Here is a 16,924-nt window from a genome sequence, read left to right as displayed (position 1 = left end):
TCAAACGCCGCGCTGAGCGGACACGAATTTGCTGAGATTGGCGACCGTGGCGAAATGGTCGCGCATATTGCGGGTTTCCGGGTCGATGGCGATGCCGAAGCGCTTCTGCAGGGCCAGCCCGAGCTCCAGCGCATCGACCGAGTCCAGGCCCAGGCCGTCGCCGAACAAATCGGCGTCGCTGGCGATGTCGTCGGGCTCGATGTCTTCCAGCCCAAGCGCCTCGACGATCAGGTGCTTGATCTCACTTTCCAATTGTTCCATCGGGCTCGAGCTCCGTTCTGAAATAGTCGTGTAGATAGTCATTCATGCGCCGGCCGGCGATGGGCGCCGGATACCGGTCGTTCCACTGGCGCGGGTCGATGTCGGGGCCTGCCTGCAGGACGTAGTGCATGCGGCGGTGCGGAATGCGGTACCACGGTTCGCCTTTGGTCAGGCTGCGCGTATTCATGCGTATGACCACCGGCGTCACTACGCGCGCGCCGCGCAGCGCGATCGCGCAGGCGCCGCGATGGAAGCGCGGCGCGCCGCCGGCAGGCGTGCGCGTGCCTTCCGGAAACACGATCAGCGTTTCGCCATCGCGCAGCACCTGCGCCGCGCGCTCCAGCATGTCCAGGCTTTCGTCATTGGTGATGTAGCCCGCGTGGCGCACCGGCCCCGCGGTGAAGGGGTTGCGCGCCAGGGTGTGCTTGACCACGCAGTTGGCGTTGCGGACGTGTGCGATCAGAAATACGACGTCCAGCAAAGAAGGGTGGTTGGCCACAATCATCTGATGCGGCCGGCCAAGCGCTTCAACGCCGCGGAATTCGTAGGTGAGCACGCCCATGCGCACAAGCAGACGCACGAAACGATGGAAGGTCCAGGTGATTGCGGCGCGCGCGCGGTCGCGGCGGTGCGTTCGGTCACGGGTGAACAGACGCTGCGCCGGAAAAACCACCAGCCGTAGCAGGACCGCGCCCAGGCCGAATATGCCGAACGCCAGCGCGGTGGCGAGCAGACGCAGAATCCAGGCGTCCTGCCGCGGCGTCGCGGCTCGCAGGGCGTCGGTCTTCACGATCGGCGGCTCACGAAAGGCGTGTGCGGCGCCATTGCCACGCGCCGCGCCGGCGCGCGTGACGCCACTGCGGAGTGCGCAACAGCAGGTGGCGCAGCAGGCCGAGGGGGTGCGGCCACGCGGGCGCGATCGCTCCGGCATCCTCGTCGACAGACAGCTGGAATTCATCGCCGCCGGACAGCCGCAGCGCGACGGCATAGGGAAAGGGCACGTCGTCGATCCAGGGCCGGTAGGCGGCGGGCGGCGCTTCCTCGGCCAATACGACGAGGGTTTCCGCATGGCCGGCTGCAAGCAGCAGACAGGCTTCGGCGATGGCGCTTTCCAGTCCGTCGCCATCCACGGATAGCGCCACGGTTTCCACCGTTTCCTTGCGCAGGATGGACCACATGCCTGCGGTGGCATTGTGCACGGACAAGCTGAACGAGGCCGGCGACAGCGTCTCCTGCTGCGCAAGGCGTTGCAGCAGTTCGAAATTGCGGGTCGTTTCGCCGTGATGCGATGCATAGACCAGCGGCATGGGCGGCCTGGCCTCGGCCAACGGCCAGGCGCAAGCGACCGCCATGCGGGCCAAGGGACCGAGGCGACGGCGCTGCATCGGCGGCAGGAAGCTGACGGACGGCGGCGTGGCAGGGCCGGCGGGACAGTAGGGTTGTCGCGCCCAATCTTCCCACTGGGACGCGGTTTCGATGCCCGGCGCCCAGGCCTGCCATGCGGAGATCGCAAAGTTCAACATGCGCGGAAGTGTACCGTTGGCGGCATGCCGGGCAGGCCTTTCTTGCTATCGTTCTGCCCATGCGATTTCTATCTCTGCACCGCTTTCCCACGGTTTTTCAGCGCCTTGTCAGCATATTCGAGCGGGAGTCCGAGTGGGTCCTGCGTTGAACCTGTGGTGGGCCGGCCCGGATATCGGCCGGGATTACCGGCCGGAAATGTTGCGGCCTGCCGACATGGCGCGGTCTGGAAAGGGCCGCGCACCGCGCGCCGAGCGGGACTGGCGGGTCAGCCGGGCGCTGCTGCATGCGGCGGGCATGGGCAGCGGAGCGGGCGGACCGCACGCCGCGCCAGCGCCTTCGGTATCTCTTTCGCATACCCGCGGCCATGCCGTGGTGGCGACCGCGCCGGCCGCATGGCGCGTCGGCGTCGATATGGAAGCGGCCCGGCCGCGCGACGTGCAGCGGCTGGCGAGCTGGTGCTGCAGCGACGATGAGCGCCAGACCCTGGAGCGGCTGGATCCTGCGCGGGCGCTGTCGTTCTTCTATGTCCTATGGACGTTGAAGGAAGGCTTCGTAAAGGCGGCGGGGCTGGATTTTCCGGCGCATCTCCGCCTGGTCGGCCTGACGGCCGACGCCGGCGCGGATTCCGAAGAAGGCGCCGGCGCCTTTGCCGCAGCGGCCGGAGATGAGGTCGCCGGCGTCGGCGCAGATCCCTTCGCGGCGGCCGCTGCCGGCCCCGATCGGCGCCTTCGCTGGCGCTTGCGCGCGCCGGACGCGGGATGGCGCGCTTACTCGGCCCTGTTGGACGGCGTTTGGCGTGTCAGCGCCGTATGGTGGGCGCCGCCGCGAGCGGCTGGGGGCGCGGCGCGTCCGTCATGGCGCTTTCCCCCCGGTACGTCCGTGCCGCATATCACTTCCGAGCTGTACTGGTCCTAGCTGGACGCGGCCGCGCGTTTTCAGCCGTCCAGCGCCTGCGCGACTTCCTCGCAGGCCAGCCGCAGGCATTGCACGAAGCCGTGATGCAGGGCGGACATGGGATCATCCGCGTGAACCAGCGCGCCGATGCGGAAATGTACGGGCGGCTCCAGGCGCCGGACCGAGAGGCCGGGCCGCGCGATTCCGTGCGCGCTGTAGGCGTCCACGATAGCGTCGCCGCAGCCGGCCTCCACCATGGCGCAAGCCATGTAATGGGTTTGCACCTGCAAGGGGGATTCCATCCCCACCCCGTGTTCCGCCAGCGCGGTCTGCAGCAGGCTGCCCAGCGGATCGCGCGGGTCCATGGCGATCAGGCGGGCGGACCGCACGCTCGACAGCGGCACGGGGCCATGGTTCGGTTCGCGGCTCACATAGACCATTTCGGAGCGGTCCAGATCGATGCGGGCAACGCCGGGGTGCGGCGGCGGTTCGTACGTGATTGCCATATCGATCTCGCGGGCCAGCAATCCCGCGATCAGCTCTCCGGTGTGATGCGTCTGCAGGCTGAAGGTAATGTCCGGCTGCCGCTCCCGGCTGATCGCCGTGGCGCGCGGCACGATGCCCAGACCCAGGCTCGGGGCGCAGCCGATGCGCAGATGGCCGCGCGGGTGATGCCGCAGGTTGGACGCCAGCTTGCGCACGCTTTCCAGATCGCGCGACAGGCGGGCGATGTCGGGCGCCAGGATTTCCGCCTCGCGCGTGGCGCGCAAGCGGCCTTTCACGCGCTCGAACAGCTTGAAGCCCACCTGCGCCTCGGCATGCGCCAGCATTTTGCTGGCGGCCGGTTGCGAAATATGCAGCGCCTGGGCGGCACGGCTGAGGGATCCGGTCGCGCGGATGGCTTCGAACAATTCGATATGGCGCAGACGCATGGGGCGGGATCGGGGGGGAAGATAGCCACAGGTTATATGGGTGCCGCCCGGGATGCGCGGGATTTTTCGATTGGCGCAAGACGCGATTGGGGACATCCCATAGCCCAAGGTTATACATCATGCCGTCTTTGGCATTTGCCCGCCCGCATCCCGGCGGTCGAGAATCGCGCCATCGATTCTTACTTCGGGACAGTGCGATGCGCGTGTGCGTGATCGGCGCGGGCGTGGTCGGCGTGACCTCCGCGTATTTCCTGGCGCGCCAGGGGTATGACGTAACGCTCGTCGATGGGCGGGAGCGCCCCGGCGAGGAAACCAGCTATGCCAACGGCGGGCAGCTGAGCTACAGCTATGTGGCGCCGCTGGCCGGCCCCGGCGTGCTTCCGAGCGTGCCGGGGTGGCTGCTGCGCGAGGACTCGCCCTTGCGTTTCCGTCCGCGGATGGACCCTCACCAATGGGCCTGGTGCCTGCGTTTCGCGCTGGCCTGCCGTGCGTCGGTGGCGCGCCGTTCGACGGCGGAAATGCTGACCCTGTCGTACTTGAGCCGGGACGTGCTGAACGCCTTGCTGGAACAGGAGCCGCTGTCCTTCGGCCACCTGCGCAACGGCAAGTTGATCGTCTACCGCAGCGCGCCGCTGCTCGACAAGGCGCGCGCGCTGGTGGAATACCAGGCCGGCCACGGCGCCGAACAGCGCGTGCTGAACGCCGCGCAGACCTTGGAGCTGGAGCCGGCGCTGGCCGGCATCAGGACGCACCTGGCCGGCGCCATTTATACGCCGGGCGAGGAAGTCGGGGACTGCCTGCGCTTCACCGAGGGATTGTTCGAGCGCCTGACCCGTCTGCCCAATGTGCAGGTGCGCATGGGTGCGCCGGTGGGCGGCCTGCGCCGCGACGGCGCGCGCATCGTTGCGGCGCGTACGAGCCAGGGCGATATCGAAGCCGACGCCTACGTAGTCGCGGCCGGCATGGGCAGCCGCAAGCTGCTGCGGCCGCTGGGGCAGGATGTACCAATCTATGGGCTGAAGGGCTATAGCCTGAGCGTGCCGCTGAAGGACGACGATGAAGCCGGGCCGGCAATCAGCGTGACCGACTACGAGCGGCGTATCGTCTATGCGCGCATCGGCTCCGTGCTGCGCATGGCCGCGATGGTGGACATCGGCGCCGGCCCGGGGCTGGACGAACGCCGCATCGCGCTGCTCAAGCGTCAGGCCGGCGAAACCTTCCCGGCGCTGCGCCTGGCGGCGGCAACGCCCTGGGCCGGACTGCGGCCGGCGACGCCCACGGGCAAGCCCTGGATCGGCCCGAGCCGCGCGGCCTGCAATCTTTGGATGAACGTGGGTCATGGCGCGCTTGGGTTCACGCTGGCCTGCGGCAGCGCCGCGCTTCTGACCGCGCAGATGGCGGGCATCCAGCCGCCCATCGAGCCGCGTCCCTTCCTGCCTGCCTGAAGCGTGCCTGCCTGAAGCGCCGGAAGAAAAATTACAGCGGGTGTAATTCCGCCGGAGGGCGGCCGCCGGCGCGCGGATATGGCCGGGCGGGATGCGTCATGGTTCGGCCATGCCGGGCAAGGCCGGCATGGCGAGTGCCGATGCGATCCCCAACGCGATTCCCGATGCGCTTCCGGGTGCGCTTCCGGTGCGGATTCCGGGTGCGGATTCCGGGTGCGGATTCCGGGTGCGGATTCCGGGTGCGGATTCCGGGTGCGATTCCGCTGCGATTCCCAATGAAAAAGGACCCGTCGAGCGGCGGGTCCTTCCAGGCTATCCCGCCTTCAAGAGGACGGGAAGGCGCCATGGGGCGCTGGGAGGGGACGCGGCCCCGGCGGGCGGCATCCTCGATGCAGGCGGCTCGTGCGCTGCCGCCTGCCGGCCGCGCCTGCTGGACGGCGCGGAAGATGGATCAGCGCTTCTGGCCGGATCCGGAACCGCCGGAGCGCTGGCCCTGCTGCTGGCCCGAACGGTTTTGCTGCTGTTGTTGTTGCGAGCGCTGCTGACCCTGGTTTTGCTGATGACCTTGCTGGTTCTGCTGGTTCTGCTGGCGCTGGTTGGATTGCTGGTTCATCGCTGACTCCTCTGCATATGACATATCCGTCGAGCGAAGGCGGATGCAGACGCGGATCGCGTCCGCCCGGGGTCCGCAGCAAACGCTGTGCCCCGCCGGCGCGTCTCGCAAACCGCCCCGGTCCGCGATCCGCACAGCGCGCGGCTAAGTTTTATGCGCATTGCCATGACGCCGCAATCGTGATCAGATCGGCCCGAAAAAGCAGGCGCCGTCGCCCGATGGCGCACCGGCCATCAAGGGGGATCGCCATGGCCATGACCGACGCACGGGGCAACCCCGTGTCTACCCGCAGCGCGGATTCGCTCGATCGCTACGAAGCCGCCCAATCCCTGTTCCACGGCTATTACGCCGACCCGCTCGCGGTGATCGACGACGCCCTGGCCCAAGACCCGGTATTCGTCATGGGGCACGTGATGCGCGCCGGCATGATGATCACCGCCAGCGATCAATGCGTGGAACCGATGCTGCGCGAAAGCGTGCAAGCCGCGGAGTCCCTGTACGACATCGCCAACGAACGCGAACGCCGGCATGCGGCGGCGGCGCGGGCCTGGCTGGACGGCAACTTCGAACGATCGCTGCGCGCCTATGCCGACATCCTGGTCGACTATCCGCACGACACGCTGGCGTTGCAGGTGGGCCATATCGGCGATTTCCTGACGGGGCGATCGGCCATGCTGCGCGATCGCGTGGCTGGCGTGCTGCCCGCCTGGAACGCGGGCATGCCGGAATTCGGCTATGTGCTCGGCATGCATGCCTTCGGCCTGGAGGAAACCAATCTGTACGCCGACGCGGAGGCGCAGGGCCGCCGGGCGCTGGACTTGAATCCGCGCGACCCCTGGGCCATCCATGCCGTGGCGCACGTGATGGAGATGCAGGGCCGCGCCGAGGAAGGCATCGCCTGGCTGACGTCGCGGCGCGACGATTGGGCGGGCGACAACATGCTGGCGGTGCACAACTGGTGGCATCAGGCGCTTTTCCATCTGGACCGGGACGAAACGGCGAACGTGCTGGCGCTGTACGACCTGCGGCTGCGAGAATCGCCTACCGGGCAGGTGCTGGACCTGATCGACGCATCGGCCATGCTGTGGCGCCTGATGCTGCGCGGCGTGGACGTATCGGAACGCTGGCGGGAACTGGCGGCGCTCTGGCAGGCGCACGGCGGCGCGGGGTACTACGCCTTCAACGACGTGCATGCGCTGATGGCCTATCTGGGCGCCGAAGACCGGGCGGCCGCGCGGGCGCTGATGGAGGCCATGATGGCAGCCGCCGAAGGCGAGGGGACCAATGCCATGATGACGCGCGACATCGGCTTGCCCGTGGCCGAGGCGTTGACCGCCTTCGCCCGGGAAGACTACGGCCGCACGGTGGAGCTGCTGCGCGATCTGCGACTGGTCGCGCACCGGTTCGGCGGCAGCCATGCGCAGCGCGACGTGCTTGCCCTGACGCTGGTGGAGGCAGCCTTGCGCGACGGCGCGCGCAATCTGGCGAAGGCGCTGACGGCGGAGCGGCTGGCGCTCAAGCCCGCCAGCGAAGGCAACCGCCAGCTGGCGGCGCGGGCGGCGGCGCTGTAGGCCGCAAGCGGCGGCGGCCAGGGGCTGGCGATCGATGGGGGGGGGCGGCAACGCCGTCGAACCGTCAGTGAAAATCCCGGCTGCCGGCCGCCAGATTGCCCAGCAGCGGCGTCAGGTCCACCAGCCGATGGGCGATCAGGTGCCGTACGTTATTGACGTTCTGCCAGACGCCGTACACGCCCATCAGCGTTGACGTCAGCAGTTCCTTGCGCTGTCGTTCGATCAGCTCGGGCCGCACGACCACATTGACCGGGCCGGTTTCGTCTTCGATCGAAACGAAGATGGTGCCGTTGGCCGTGCCGGGCCGCTGGCGCACGGTGACCAGGCCGCAGGCGCGCGCCAGGCGCTTGTCCGGATATCCGTTCAGGGTCTCGGCGGTTTCGAAGCGCCGCGCCTTCAACTTGTCGCGCAGCAAGGCCAGGGGATGGCGATGCAGCGTGAAGCGCAAGGACCGGTAGTCGTCGGCGATGGTCTGGCCTTCGGTGGGCATGGGCAATTCGGGCGCACGGTCTTCCACGATGGCGGCCTCGCGCAGCAGGCCTTTGGCCGGCGCGCCCGCGGCGGCTTCCCAGCGCGCCTGGCGCCGGTGGCCGGCCAGGGCGAGCAGGGCATCGGCCGCGGCCAGCGCGTCCAGATCGTGGCGGCCGAGATCGGCGCGCCGCGCCAGGTCGGCGGTATCGGCGTAGGGCTTCCGCTGCCGCGCGGCAACGATGCGATGGGCGGCCGCTTCGGACATCCCCTTGACCAGGCTCATGCCCAGCCGCACCGCCGGGCGCGGCGCGTAGCCGAAGTCCAGCGTGCTGTCCCATTCGCTGGCGCACACGTCCACCGGCAGCACGCGCACGCCGTGGCGGCGCGCGTCCTGGATCAGTTGCGCGGGCGCGTAGAACCCCATGGGCTGGGAATTCAGCAGCGCCGCGAGAAAGGCTTCCGGCTCATGGCGCTTGAGCCATGAACTGGCATAGGCCAGCAGGGCGAAGCTGGCCGCATGGCTTTCCGGGAAACCGTATTCGCCGAATCCTTCGACCTGCCGGAAGATGGCTTCGGCGAATTCCTTCGTGTAGCCGTGCGCCAGCATGCCGCCGATCAGCCGCACCCGGAATTTGTCCACGCCGCCCTTGCGCCGCCAGGCCGCCATGGATCGGCGCAATTCGTCGGCCTCGCCGCCCGTGAATCCCGCGGCCACCATGGCGATCTGCATGACCTGCTCCTGGAAGATGGGCACGCCCAGCGTGCGTTCGAGCACCGTGCGCACCTTGCCGCTGGGATAGGTCACGGGTTCCAGCCCCTGGCGCCGCCGCAGATAGGGATGGACCATGCCGCCCTGGATGGGGCCTGGACGCACGATGGCCACTTCCACCACGAGGTCGTAGAACTCCTTGGGTTTCAACCGGGGCAGCATGGTCATCTGGGCGCGCGATTCGATCTGGAACACGCCCACCGTATCGGCCTCGCTGATCATTTTGTAGGTGGCATCGTCTTCCTTCGGGATGTCCTGCATGGGGAAAGGCCGGCCGCGCCGCAGGGCTACCATATCGAGCGCGCGCCGGATCACCGACAGCATGCCCAGCGCCAGCACGTCGACCTTCAGCAGATGCATGGCGTCCAGGTCGTCCTTGTCCCACTGCACCACGCTGCGGCCCGGCATCGCGGCGTTCTCGATGGGCACCAGGCGCGACAGCTTGCCGCGCGACATGACGAAGCCGCCCGGATGCTGAGACAGGTGGCGCGGAAATCCCATCAGCAGGGTGGCCAGCACGGCCCACTGGCGCGCCACGCTGGATTGCGGGTCCAGCCCGCAGTTCTGCAGGCCGCGCAGCAGCCCGCCGCTGTCGTCCCACCATTGATGCGCCTTGGCCACGGCATCGACGATGGCCGGATCCACGCCCAGCGCCTTGCCCGTATCGCGCAGCACGCTGCGCGGCCGGTAGGTGATGACGACGCCTGTCAGCGCGGCGCGCGCGCGGCCGTATTTTTCGTAGATGTACTGGATGACTTCTTCGCGCCGCTGATGCTCGAAATCGACGTCGATATCCGGCGGTTCATTGCGCTCCTTGCTGATGAAGCGTTCGAACAGGGTGTTGCCGCGCACGGGGTCGACTTCCGTGATGCCCAGGCAATAGCACACGGCGGAATTGGCGGCCGATCCCCGGCCCTGGCACAGGATGCCCTGGGAACGGGCAAAGCGCACGATGTCGTAGACCGTCAGAAAATAGGCTTCGTAGCGCAGCTCCTGGATCAGCGCCAGTTCTTTTTCGATCTGCTCGGCTACCGGGGGCGGCGTGTGTTCCCCGAAACGGCGGCGTGCGCCGGCATAGGTTTCGGCGCGCAGATAGGAGGCGGGCGTGGCGCCGGGCGGCACGATTTCATCCGGGTATTCGTAGCGCAGTTCATCCAGGTTGAAGGTGCAGCGGCGGGCGATTTCCACGGTCTGGCGCAGGGCCTCGGCGGGGTAGAGCCGGGCCAGTTGCAGGCGCGACCGCAAATGGCGTTCGGCATTGGCGGCCAGGGCATAGCCGCATTCGCGCACCGGCGTGCCCAGGCGGATGGCGGTCAGCGTGTCATGCAGCGGCTTGCGGGAACGCACATGCATTTCCGCCAGCCCCAGCGCCGTGACGGGCAGCGCGCAGGCTTGCGCGGCCGCTTCCACGACGCTCCGATGCAGGTCGTCGCGGGACTGGTGCCGCAGCGTCAGTCCCAGCCAGGCGCGCCCGGCAAAGACCCGCGCCAGCCAGCGCGCCTGTTCGGCCAGGTCGGCCGCGGCAATGCCCGGCGCGGGCGCGAGGATGGCCAGGCATTCCGGCATGCCGGCCAGATGCGCGTAGTCCGCGGGTGGCCGTTCCAGGTCGGATACGGCCAGGCGGTAGCTGCCTTTCTTCGCCGCGCCGGTCCGCCCCAGCGTGATGAGTTCGGAAAGGTTGCCGTAGCCTTCGCGGGTTTGCGCAAGCAGGATCAGGCGCCACGGCTCGCCGCCGTCGCAAGACAGTTCGAAGTAGCTGCCGATCAACAGCGGCAGCTTGTGGCTCTTGGCCTCGATGTGCGCGCGCACCACCCCTGCCACCGAACACTCGTCGGTGATCGCCAGGGCGGTGTAGCCCAGCGCGGCCGCGCGTTCGACCAGTTCTTCCGCATGCGAAGCCCCGCGCAGGAAGGTGAAGTTGGTCATGCAGCCCAGTTCGGCGTAGGCGGGCAGGGCGCCGGAGGCCGCTTGCAAGTCTCCCGTCGTTTCGGGCAGATCGCCCATGCCGGCCGGATCGTCGTCGTGCGCATTCATGGCGTTCATCGCATTCAGCCAAACAGCCCGTGCAGGAACCAGCGGCCATCGTCCGCCCCGCGTTCCCGGTAAATCCAGTAACGGGCCGCGTCCGCGTCCTCCGCCACGAAGTAATCCCGCACCGCCGGGGCCTCGTCCCACCAGCCGCTTTCGATGCGTTCGGGGCCGCGCACCAGGGTCAGGGGCGTGCCATGCACCGGCCTGTTGCGGCGCACCTGCAGCGGCTGCGGCGGATCGAGCAGCCAGAAGGGGCGATCCAGGACGGGTGCGCGGACGCCGGGGCCGGCCGTGTCGTGCACGCCGGTCCAGCGATTGGCGACTTCGGGCCGATGGTCGGCGGCGGGGCAAGGGCGCAGCACCCGCGTTTCGCCCAGGCGGGACGTCAGCAGGTCCAGCAGACGCGCCTGTTCGCTGGCCGCCTGCGCCGGCTCTGGAAACAGGGTGGCATTGGCGGCGGGCTGCGGGACGGTCCGCGGCGCTTCCAGCACGACGGCGATGACCGGCGCTTCCAGGGTCATGCGGCCCAGCCGTTCGCGCAGCAGGCCAAGCAAATGGGCGGGCTGCCACGCGGGTTCGGCCAGGGTCAATTCCAGCCGGCTGGGCGGACGGGCATGACGGCCGCGTTCGTGTTCCATTTCCAGCGCCAGCGCGGGCACGGCGCGCTGGCGGGCGGTCAGCCAGCCGCTCATCTGTTCGATCAGCTTGCGGGCCACCGCAAGTACGGCATCGGCATGCTCGATACGCTCGATCAATTCGAAACGGCGCTTGAACTGCGCCGGCGGCGAAATCCAGGCGTGGACTTCCGGCGCCTGTCCATAAGCGGCGTCCAACGCTTTCAGCAGGGCGGGACCGCAACGCCGCTGCAAGCCGGCGCGGGGCAGGCGGCGCAGGAAGCCGAACTGGCGGCAGCCGATGCCGTGCAGCCATTCCAGATGCGGTTGCGCCTGCGGGAGCAGGGCGCAGGGCAGCGCGTCCAGCCGGCGCGCCAGGCGCGGCAGGGCCAGGGCGTGACGCGGGCCCGCATCGGTGCGGCGCGCCAGCAGCCAGGCGCCGCCGGCGGTGGGCGCCATTCCCAGGCGCGCCTGCAGCCCCAGTTCCGCCAGCGTGGCGGCGATGCGCCGCGCCAGCGCGCGCGGGCCGCCGAAGATGCGCAGGCTCGCGCCCACATTCAGCAGCAGGCTGTCGGCTTCGCCCAGGGCGACCTCGGGCGTGTACTGCAAGAGCGCCAGCGCCGCGCCTTCCATGGCGGCGCCTTCTGCCGCGACATCGCGATCCAGCAGGATGGCGTGCGGCGCCAGCGCGGTGGCGCCGGCGCGGCGCATGCCCAGGACGATGCCATGGCTGGCCGCGGCGGGGGTCAAAGCCATGACGCACTCGTGTTCGACCACGGCGCATGCCGTGGCGTCAAGCGGCCACGGCGGGTGCAGCGCGTCCAGCGCCAGCCTCGGCAGGTTGACGGCGATCCAGAGTTGCATGGGAAAGGGGAATAGGAGAAGGCGAGGATGCCGGCGTCCCGGACGGCGCGGCCGTCGCCGGCCGTTGCGTTTCGGACGGCACGGCCGGCGGCGCATCGGCCGTAGCGGGACGCGGCGTTTCCAGCGCGATATACAACGATTGGCCGCAGACCGGGCCGCGGCGTTTGACGATATCCACCATGACCCCGTTGCGGGCTGGCGTCAGGGCCAGCCGCAAGGGCGCGGGCGAGGCCTGCGCGGCGGCGCGCGCCGGCCGCAGGCAGAAGAACAGTGTGGGGCCGCCCTGGGCGGCCAGATGCAGGCGGCGCAGGGATTCGGGACGGGCCTGCGGCAGCCAGCACAGCAGCGCGGCGCAGCCCGCGTTCTTCAAAACCTGTTCCGCCGCCCACAGCGCGTCGGCGGGCCGCTCGGGATTCACCCAGAGCAGCCGGGCAGGGTCCAGCCCCCAGCTGGTCCACGCCGCGATATGCGGGATGCGGGGCGGCTGGACCAGGACGATGCAGCCCTGCGGATCCAGGGCCCGCAGGGCGGGCTGCAGCAGACGCATTTCGCCTATGCCGGGACGCGGCAACAGCAGTTCGTTCAGCACCCCCGTGGACCAGCCGCCGCCCGGCAATTCCTTGCCCAAGGCGGAATGCCCTGTGGGGACTGCCGCCCGCGAAGCCTGGGCGAGCTGCGTCCCCCGCCACAGGGCGGGATGGATCTGTTCGGGAGGCGGCGCGACGGTCGTCGACATGACACTGCGATAAGGGAGAAACGCCCCGCGGGCAAAGGCGGGGCGAGGAATTTACTGTACGAATATACAGTAAAAAAGAAGACGAAGGCGGTCTCGATTCTTGTCCTGCATCAAGGTAGAGCAGGGCGCCGGCAGGCCCGCAACCCAGCGGTATCGACGTCTTCACGCTTGACGGCGGGGCATCGCCTCTATATCGTACGATATATATCTTAAGATATAGGAGCTCCCATGCACTTCTTTCACCCCTTCTTCACCGCCGGCCGGCGCTGGAACCCGGGCGCCGTCTTCCACGCCATGGGCGGCCGGCATGGCGGCGGGCACGGCGGCTTTCCCGGCCGCGGCGGCCGTCATGGACATGGCGGCCATGGCGATGATGGCGCGAATGACGACCAGGGCTGGATGCGCGGCCGCAAATTCGGCGCGGACGACTTGCAATTGATGCTGCTCGGCATCCTGGAACAGAACCCCAGCCACGGCTATCAATTGATCAAGGCCCTGGGCGATATGAGCAGCGGCTTTTACACGCCCAGTCCGGGCATGGTGTATCCCGCGCTGACTTACCTGGAAGAACTGGGCTACGCCACGGTCGAACTCGAAGGCGCCAAGAAGCGCTATCACCTGTCCGACGAAGGCCGCGCGCACGTCCAGGCCAACCGGGACCGGCTCACGCTGCTGTTCGGCCGCTTGAAGCATGTCTCGCGCAAGATGGAATGGATGCGCCGCGCCTGGACCGGCCAGCCGGCCGAAACGGGCCGCGAAGGCGAGGACCGCGCGACGGGCTGGCTGCCGGAATACGTGCAGGCCCGCCAGGCCCTGCGCAACGCCTTGCTGCGGCGGGAAGACGCGGATCCCGCGGAACAGCGGCGCATCGCCGCGATCCTGGCCCGGGCGATTGCCGAAATCGAAGGCAATGCCCAAGACCAAGGCTGAACTTTTTCGAGGATGACTCATGACCGGACCCGATCTCACCGTCCAGCGCGTACGCCATGAACTCAAGATGCGGCTTCTTCAGGTTGTCCGCACGACCCGCGTATCGCCGCAACTGCTGCGCGTCACGCTCACCGGCGACGACCTGCGCGGCTTCGTCTCCGCCTCGTTCGACGATCACGTCAAGCTGTTCTTTCCGGCGCCGGGCCAGGACAAGCCGGCGCTGCCGTCCATCGGTCCCAACGGCATCTCCATGCCCGAAGGCGTGCCGCGTCCGGAGGCGCGCGACTACACGCCGCGCCGCTACGACGCCGCATCGAACGAGCTGGATATCGATTTCGTGCTGCACGGCGACGGCCCTGCCTGCACCTGGGCCGCGCAGGCCCGTCCCGGCCAGTACCTGGGCGTGGGCGGACCGCGCGGTTCCTTCGTGATTCCCACCGCCTTCGATTGGCATCTTTTGATCGGCGACGAGACGGCCTTGCCCGCCATCGCGCGTCGGCTGGAGGAATTGCCGGCGGACAGGCGCGCCATCGCCATCATCGAAGTGGCCGACGAACGGGCCCGGATCGCGCTGCCCTCGCGCGAGGGGCTGACGGTGCGCTGGCTGCATCGCCATGATGCGCCGGCCGGCGATCCCGCCAGGCTGGAACAGGCGGCCCGCGATGTGCCGCTGCCCGCCGGCGAAGGCTATGTCTGGGCGGCCGCGGAATCGGCGGCGGCCAAGGCGGTGCGGCAGGTCATGGTGCAGGAGCGCGGCATCGACAAAACGCGCATCCGCGCCTCCAGCTATTGGAAGCGCGGCGCCGCGGCGGTGCACGAAACGCACGAAGATTGAATGTCCCCGGCGGGGCCCGTCCGCCGTCTCCCTCACCCTCGCACTCCCTGGACCGCCGTCGAAACGTATTGCGAATAAATATCAATAACAATTAATATCGCGTCTCATTTGCGTCGGTCAACGTTCCGGTGGAGAAGGGAAAAGTGGTCTCTCAGGCAGCAGGGCGGCAGCGCCCCTCGCGTCAGCATTCTTTCGCATTCGTGCTTACCGCGGCGGCGGCCGCCTTGTGCGCCGCCAGTCCCGTTCGGGCGCAGGGGCCGGCCCAGGATTCTTTCCCGCCGCCCGCTGACGGGGCCGCCGCAGGAAGCTTCAGCGCCGACGCGCCCGTCACGCAGCTTCCCACCGTGACCACCCAGGCAACAGCCGTCGACGACGACACGCTCGTGCACCTGGAGACGCCCGTCAACACGGGCGCCCTGGGCACCCGCACCCAGCTCGAAACGCCGTTCTCCAGCACGGTCGTCACCGCGCAGGACATCGAGGACCGCCAGGTCAACAAGCTGGGGGATCTCTTCGCCCTGGATGCGTCCGTATCCGACAACAGCGCGTCCTATGGCGGTTGGGCCAGCTACCTGTCCGTGCGCGGCTTGCCCCTGGATTGGCAGAATTCCTACCGCATCGACGGCAAGCCTTTCCTGAGCTACGTCACCGTGCTCCCTTACGAGCAGTTCGAACGCGTCGAGCTCCTGAAAGGCGCCTCCGGCTTCATGTACGGATTCGGCACTCCCGGCGGGCTTATCAACTACGTCACCAAGCGGCCCACGGACGAGCCCCTGCGCCAGATCGACCTGGGCTATATCTCGCCAGGCCTGTTGAGCGAACACGTGGATATCGGCGGGCGCGCCGGGTCCAGCGGCGCCTTCGGCTACCGCCTGAACGCGACGCATCAGGGCGGCACGACGTACAACGATGGCTACCTGAATCGCAATTCCTTCTCGCTGGCGCTGGACGCCAGGCTTACCGACAGGCTGACCTGGGATTTCCAGTCCATCGTCCAGAACCGCAACGCGAACGAGCAGGAACCCAGCATCTACACCGGCATGATGACGGGCACCCGCCTGCCCAGCCCGGTACGCAACGACAACGACAACCTGGTGGGGAACGGCACCTATGCCGACAACAAGTTCCGGTTCTATTCGACGGGGCTGACCTACCGCTTGAATTCCGACTGGACGTTCAGCACCAACTACAGCTACAGCAGCACGCGCACGCGTCGCAATGAGTCCGTGCTGTACCTGCAGGACGCCGCCGGCGATTACATGGACAACCATTCCGACTACGGCGAGGCCTATGCGTACAACCAGTGGCAAGGCATGGTGCAGGGCAAGTTCCACACCGGCCCTTTGCAGCACCAGGTTGTCATCGGCGCGTCCTGGCAGAAGCAGAAGAGCGACTTCAGCTCCACGTATTTCAGCGGCCTGATCGGGCCGGGCAACATCTACCGCCAGAACACCAATACCTATTACAGCGAGGGTTCGCTCGACCTGTATCGCGCGGCCGAGATCACGCAGAAGGCGGTATTCGTCAGCGATACGGTGGATCTGACGCGCGGCTGGTCGGTGCTGGGCGGCATCCGCTATACCGACTACAGCCAGGTGGGTTTCAATCCCGACGGCAGCCGCGATTCGACCTACGACAAGAACGGCGTGCCGACGCCTACCTTGGCTTTGATGTACAACTTCGCGCCGCAGACCATGGCGTATGCGAGCTACATGGAGTCGCTGGAGCCCGGATCGACGGCAGGCGCCAACTATGCCAACTTCGGGGCGTTGCTCGATCCGCTGAAAAGCAAGCAGTACGAGATGGGCGTCAAAACGCAGCAGGAAAACTGGGCGGCCACCGCGGCGGTGTTCCGCATCGAGAAGAAGGCGGAATACACCAACGCGAGCAACGAGCTGGTCCAGGACGGAAAGTCGATCTTCCATGGCGTGGAGCTGGCGGGTTCGGTGCGCGTGGCGCGCGACTGGAATGTGGGAACGAGCCTGATGTTCCTCGATTCCGAATACCGCAAAGGTTCCGCCTACATCGGCAACCGCGTTGCCGGCGCGCCGAAATTCGTCGCCGCCGCGCAGATTACCTACAGCGTGCCTTACCTTCCCGGCCTGCGCCTGCGCGCGGATGCCAAATACACCGGCGCCACGATGCTGGGCGCGTCCAACGACATCCAGGTGGACGACTACACCATCGTCAACATCGGCGCCATCTACGACACCCGCATCGCCGGGTATGACGCCACCTTCCGGGCGGGCATCAACAACGTGGCGAACAAGAAGTACTGGCTGTACCAATCTTCGGATTACATCAAGGCGGGCGATCCGCGCACCTTCATGGTGAATGCGAGCGTCAGGTTCTGAACGTGCCGCGTCACTGCGCGCCGCGGCACGGGCTTTGCTGCACCGTCCGGGTCCGCCCGCGCGCCGCGCAATCCGGCGCT

The 16,924-nt window shown here is 68.0% G+C and carries 14 protein-coding genes; 7 read left to right on the top strand and 7 right to left on the bottom strand.

Annotated elements, in window-relative coordinates:
* The 3 genes from CAL13_RS13205 to CAL13_RS13195 are packed head-to-tail and all read right to left on the bottom strand — an operon-like array spanning position 1 to position 1,784.
* Positions 1-261 (bottom strand): phosphopantetheine-binding protein, encoded by a 261-nt coding sequence (locus CAL13_RS13205; RefSeq protein ID WP_086057805.1) that lies wholly within the window; start codon positions 259-261, stop codon positions 1-3.
* Complete coding sequence (locus CAL13_RS13200) at positions 242-1,051, bottom strand: lysophospholipid acyltransferase family protein (protein ID WP_086072634.1); 810 nt, start codon at positions 1,049-1,051, stop codon at positions 242-244. Before CAL13_RS13200 ends, CAL13_RS13205 begins: the two co-directional genes overlap by 20 nt.
* Positions 1,052-1,061: 10 nt before the next feature.
* On the bottom strand, positions 1,062-1,784 hold the full coding sequence (locus CAL13_RS13195) for a beta-ketoacyl synthase chain length factor (RefSeq protein WP_086072633.1): 723 nt from the start codon (positions 1,782-1,784) through the stop codon (positions 1,062-1,064).
* A gap of 133 nt (positions 1,785-1,917) precedes the next feature.
* On the opposite strand from CAL13_RS13195, the gene CAL13_RS13190 reads away from it, so the two are divergent.
* Complete coding sequence (locus tag CAL13_RS13190; RefSeq protein WP_198297847.1) at positions 1,918-2,700, top strand: 4'-phosphopantetheinyl transferase family protein; 783 nt, start codon at positions 1,918-1,920, stop codon at positions 2,698-2,700.
* 20 nt (positions 2,701-2,720) lie between these two features.
* Here CAL13_RS13190 and CAL13_RS13185 read toward each other — a convergent pair whose 3' ends face one another.
* Positions 2,721-3,611, bottom strand: a complete 891-nt coding sequence (locus tag CAL13_RS13185) for a LysR family transcriptional regulator (protein ID WP_086057802.1) — start codon at positions 3,609-3,611, stop codon at positions 2,721-2,723.
* Between the two features lie 197 nt (positions 3,612-3,808).
* Here CAL13_RS13185 and CAL13_RS13180 point away from each other — a divergent pair, with 197 nt between their 5' ends.
* The 3 genes from CAL13_RS13180 (at position 3,809) to CAL13_RS13170 (ending at position 7,240) form a co-directional block, all read left to right on the top strand.
* Entirely contained in the window at positions 3,809-5,056 is a 1,248-nt protein-coding gene (locus tag CAL13_RS13180; RefSeq protein WP_086057801.1) for a D-amino acid dehydrogenase, read from the top strand.
* A 109-nt stretch (positions 5,057-5,165) separates the two neighbouring features.
* On the top strand, positions 5,166-5,675 hold the full coding sequence (locus tag CAL13_RS21250) for a hypothetical protein (RefSeq protein ID WP_157664873.1): 510 nt from the start codon (positions 5,166-5,168) through the stop codon (positions 5,673-5,675).
* Positions 5,676-5,917: 242 nt separating this feature from the next.
* Positions 5,918-7,240 carry a tetratricopeptide repeat protein gene (locus CAL13_RS13170; protein ID WP_086072632.1) on the top strand — a complete coding sequence of 441 codons (1,323 nt, stop codon included), beginning with the start codon at positions 5,918-5,920 and terminating at the stop codon, positions 7,238-7,240.
* Positions 7,241-7,304: 64 nt separating this feature from the next.
* On the opposite strand, the gene CAL13_RS13165 is transcribed toward CAL13_RS13170, so the two are convergent.
* The 3 genes from CAL13_RS13165 to imuA are packed head-to-tail and all read right to left on the bottom strand — an operon-like array spanning position 7,305 to position 12,725.
* The gene (locus tag CAL13_RS13165; protein ID WP_086073643.1) at positions 7,305-10,484 is read right to left on the bottom strand and encodes an error-prone DNA polymerase; all 3,180 of its coding nucleotides are present in this window, start codon (positions 10,482-10,484) and stop codon (positions 7,305-7,307) included.
* A 44-nt stretch (positions 10,485-10,528) separates the two neighbouring features.
* Positions 10,529-11,989 carry a Y-family DNA polymerase gene (locus tag CAL13_RS13160; RefSeq protein WP_086072631.1) on the bottom strand — a complete coding sequence of 487 codons (1,461 nt, stop codon included), beginning with the start codon at positions 11,987-11,989 and terminating at the stop codon, positions 10,529-10,531.
* Entirely contained in the window at positions 11,919-12,725 is an 807-nt protein-coding gene (gene imuA / locus CAL13_RS13155) for a translesion DNA synthesis-associated protein ImuA (RefSeq protein ID WP_086072630.1), read from the bottom strand. Before imuA ends, CAL13_RS13160 begins: the two co-directional genes overlap by 71 nt.
* A gap of 228 nt (positions 12,726-12,953) precedes the next feature.
* Here imuA and CAL13_RS13150 point away from each other — a divergent pair, with 228 nt between their 5' ends.
* The 3 genes from CAL13_RS13150 (at position 12,954) to CAL13_RS13140 (ending at position 16,844) form a co-directional block, all read left to right on the top strand.
* Positions 12,954-13,655, top strand: a complete 702-nt coding sequence (locus CAL13_RS13150) for a PadR family transcriptional regulator (RefSeq protein ID WP_086072629.1) — start codon at positions 12,954-12,956, stop codon at positions 13,653-13,655.
* 19 nt (positions 13,656-13,674) lie between these two features.
* Positions 13,675-14,490 carry a siderophore-interacting protein gene (locus CAL13_RS13145; RefSeq protein WP_086072628.1) on the top strand — a complete coding sequence of 272 codons (816 nt, stop codon included), beginning with the start codon at positions 13,675-13,677 and terminating at the stop codon, positions 14,488-14,490.
* A 224-nt stretch (positions 14,491-14,714) separates the two neighbouring features.
* Positions 14,715-16,844, top strand: coding sequence for a TonB-dependent siderophore receptor (locus CAL13_RS13140; protein ID WP_420042452.1), 2,130 nt, complete (start codon positions 14,715-14,717; stop codon positions 16,842-16,844).
* Positions 16,845-16,924 lie beyond the last annotated feature (80 nt).

The organism is Bordetella genomosp. 9 (genome assembly GCF_002119725.1).
GTDB lineage: Bacteria > Pseudomonadota > Gammaproteobacteria > Burkholderiales > Burkholderiaceae_B > Bordetella_C.
This window is presented reverse-complemented; position numbering and strand designations above follow the sequence as displayed.

Excerpts from the sequence above, each read along its gene's own strand:
- CAL13_RS13195 (WP_086072633.1), bottom strand. The coding sequence starts at position 1,784 with ATGTTGAACTTTGCGATCTCCGCATGGCAGGCCTGGGCGCCGGGCATC.
- CAL13_RS13205 (WP_086057805.1), bottom strand. The coding sequence starts at position 261 with ATGGAACAATTGGAAAGTGAGATCAAGCACCTGATCGTCGAGGCGCTT.
- CAL13_RS13145 (WP_086072628.1), top strand. The coding sequence starts at position 13,675 with ATGACCGGACCCGATCTCACCGTCCAGCGCGTACGCCATGAACTCAAG.
- CAL13_RS13150 (WP_086072629.1), top strand. The coding sequence starts at position 12,954 with ATGCACTTCTTTCACCCCTTCTTCACCGCCGGCCGGCGCTGGAACCCG.
- CAL13_RS13160 (WP_086072631.1), bottom strand. The coding sequence starts at position 11,989 with ATGCAACTCTGGATCGCCGTCAACCTGCCGAGGCTGGCGCTGGACGCG.
- CAL13_RS13185 (WP_086057802.1), bottom strand. The coding sequence starts at position 3,611 with ATGCGTCTGCGCCATATCGAATTGTTCGAAGCCATCCGCGCGACCGGA.
- CAL13_RS13170 (WP_086072632.1), top strand. The coding sequence starts at position 5,918 with ATGGCCATGACCGACGCACGGGGCAACCCCGTGTCTACCCGCAGCGCG.
- CAL13_RS13165 (WP_086073643.1), bottom strand. The coding sequence starts at position 10,484 with ATGGGCGATCTGCCCGAAACGACGGGAGACTTGCAAGCGGCCTCCGGC.
- imuA (WP_086072630.1), bottom strand. The coding sequence starts at position 12,725 with ATGTCGACGACCGTCGCGCCGCCTCCCGAACAGATCCATCCCGCCCTG.
- CAL13_RS21250 (WP_157664873.1), top strand. The coding sequence starts at position 5,166 with ATGCCGGGCAAGGCCGGCATGGCGAGTGCCGATGCGATCCCCAACGCG.
- CAL13_RS13180 (WP_086057801.1), top strand. The coding sequence starts at position 3,809 with ATGCGCGTGTGCGTGATCGGCGCGGGCGTGGTCGGCGTGACCTCCGCG.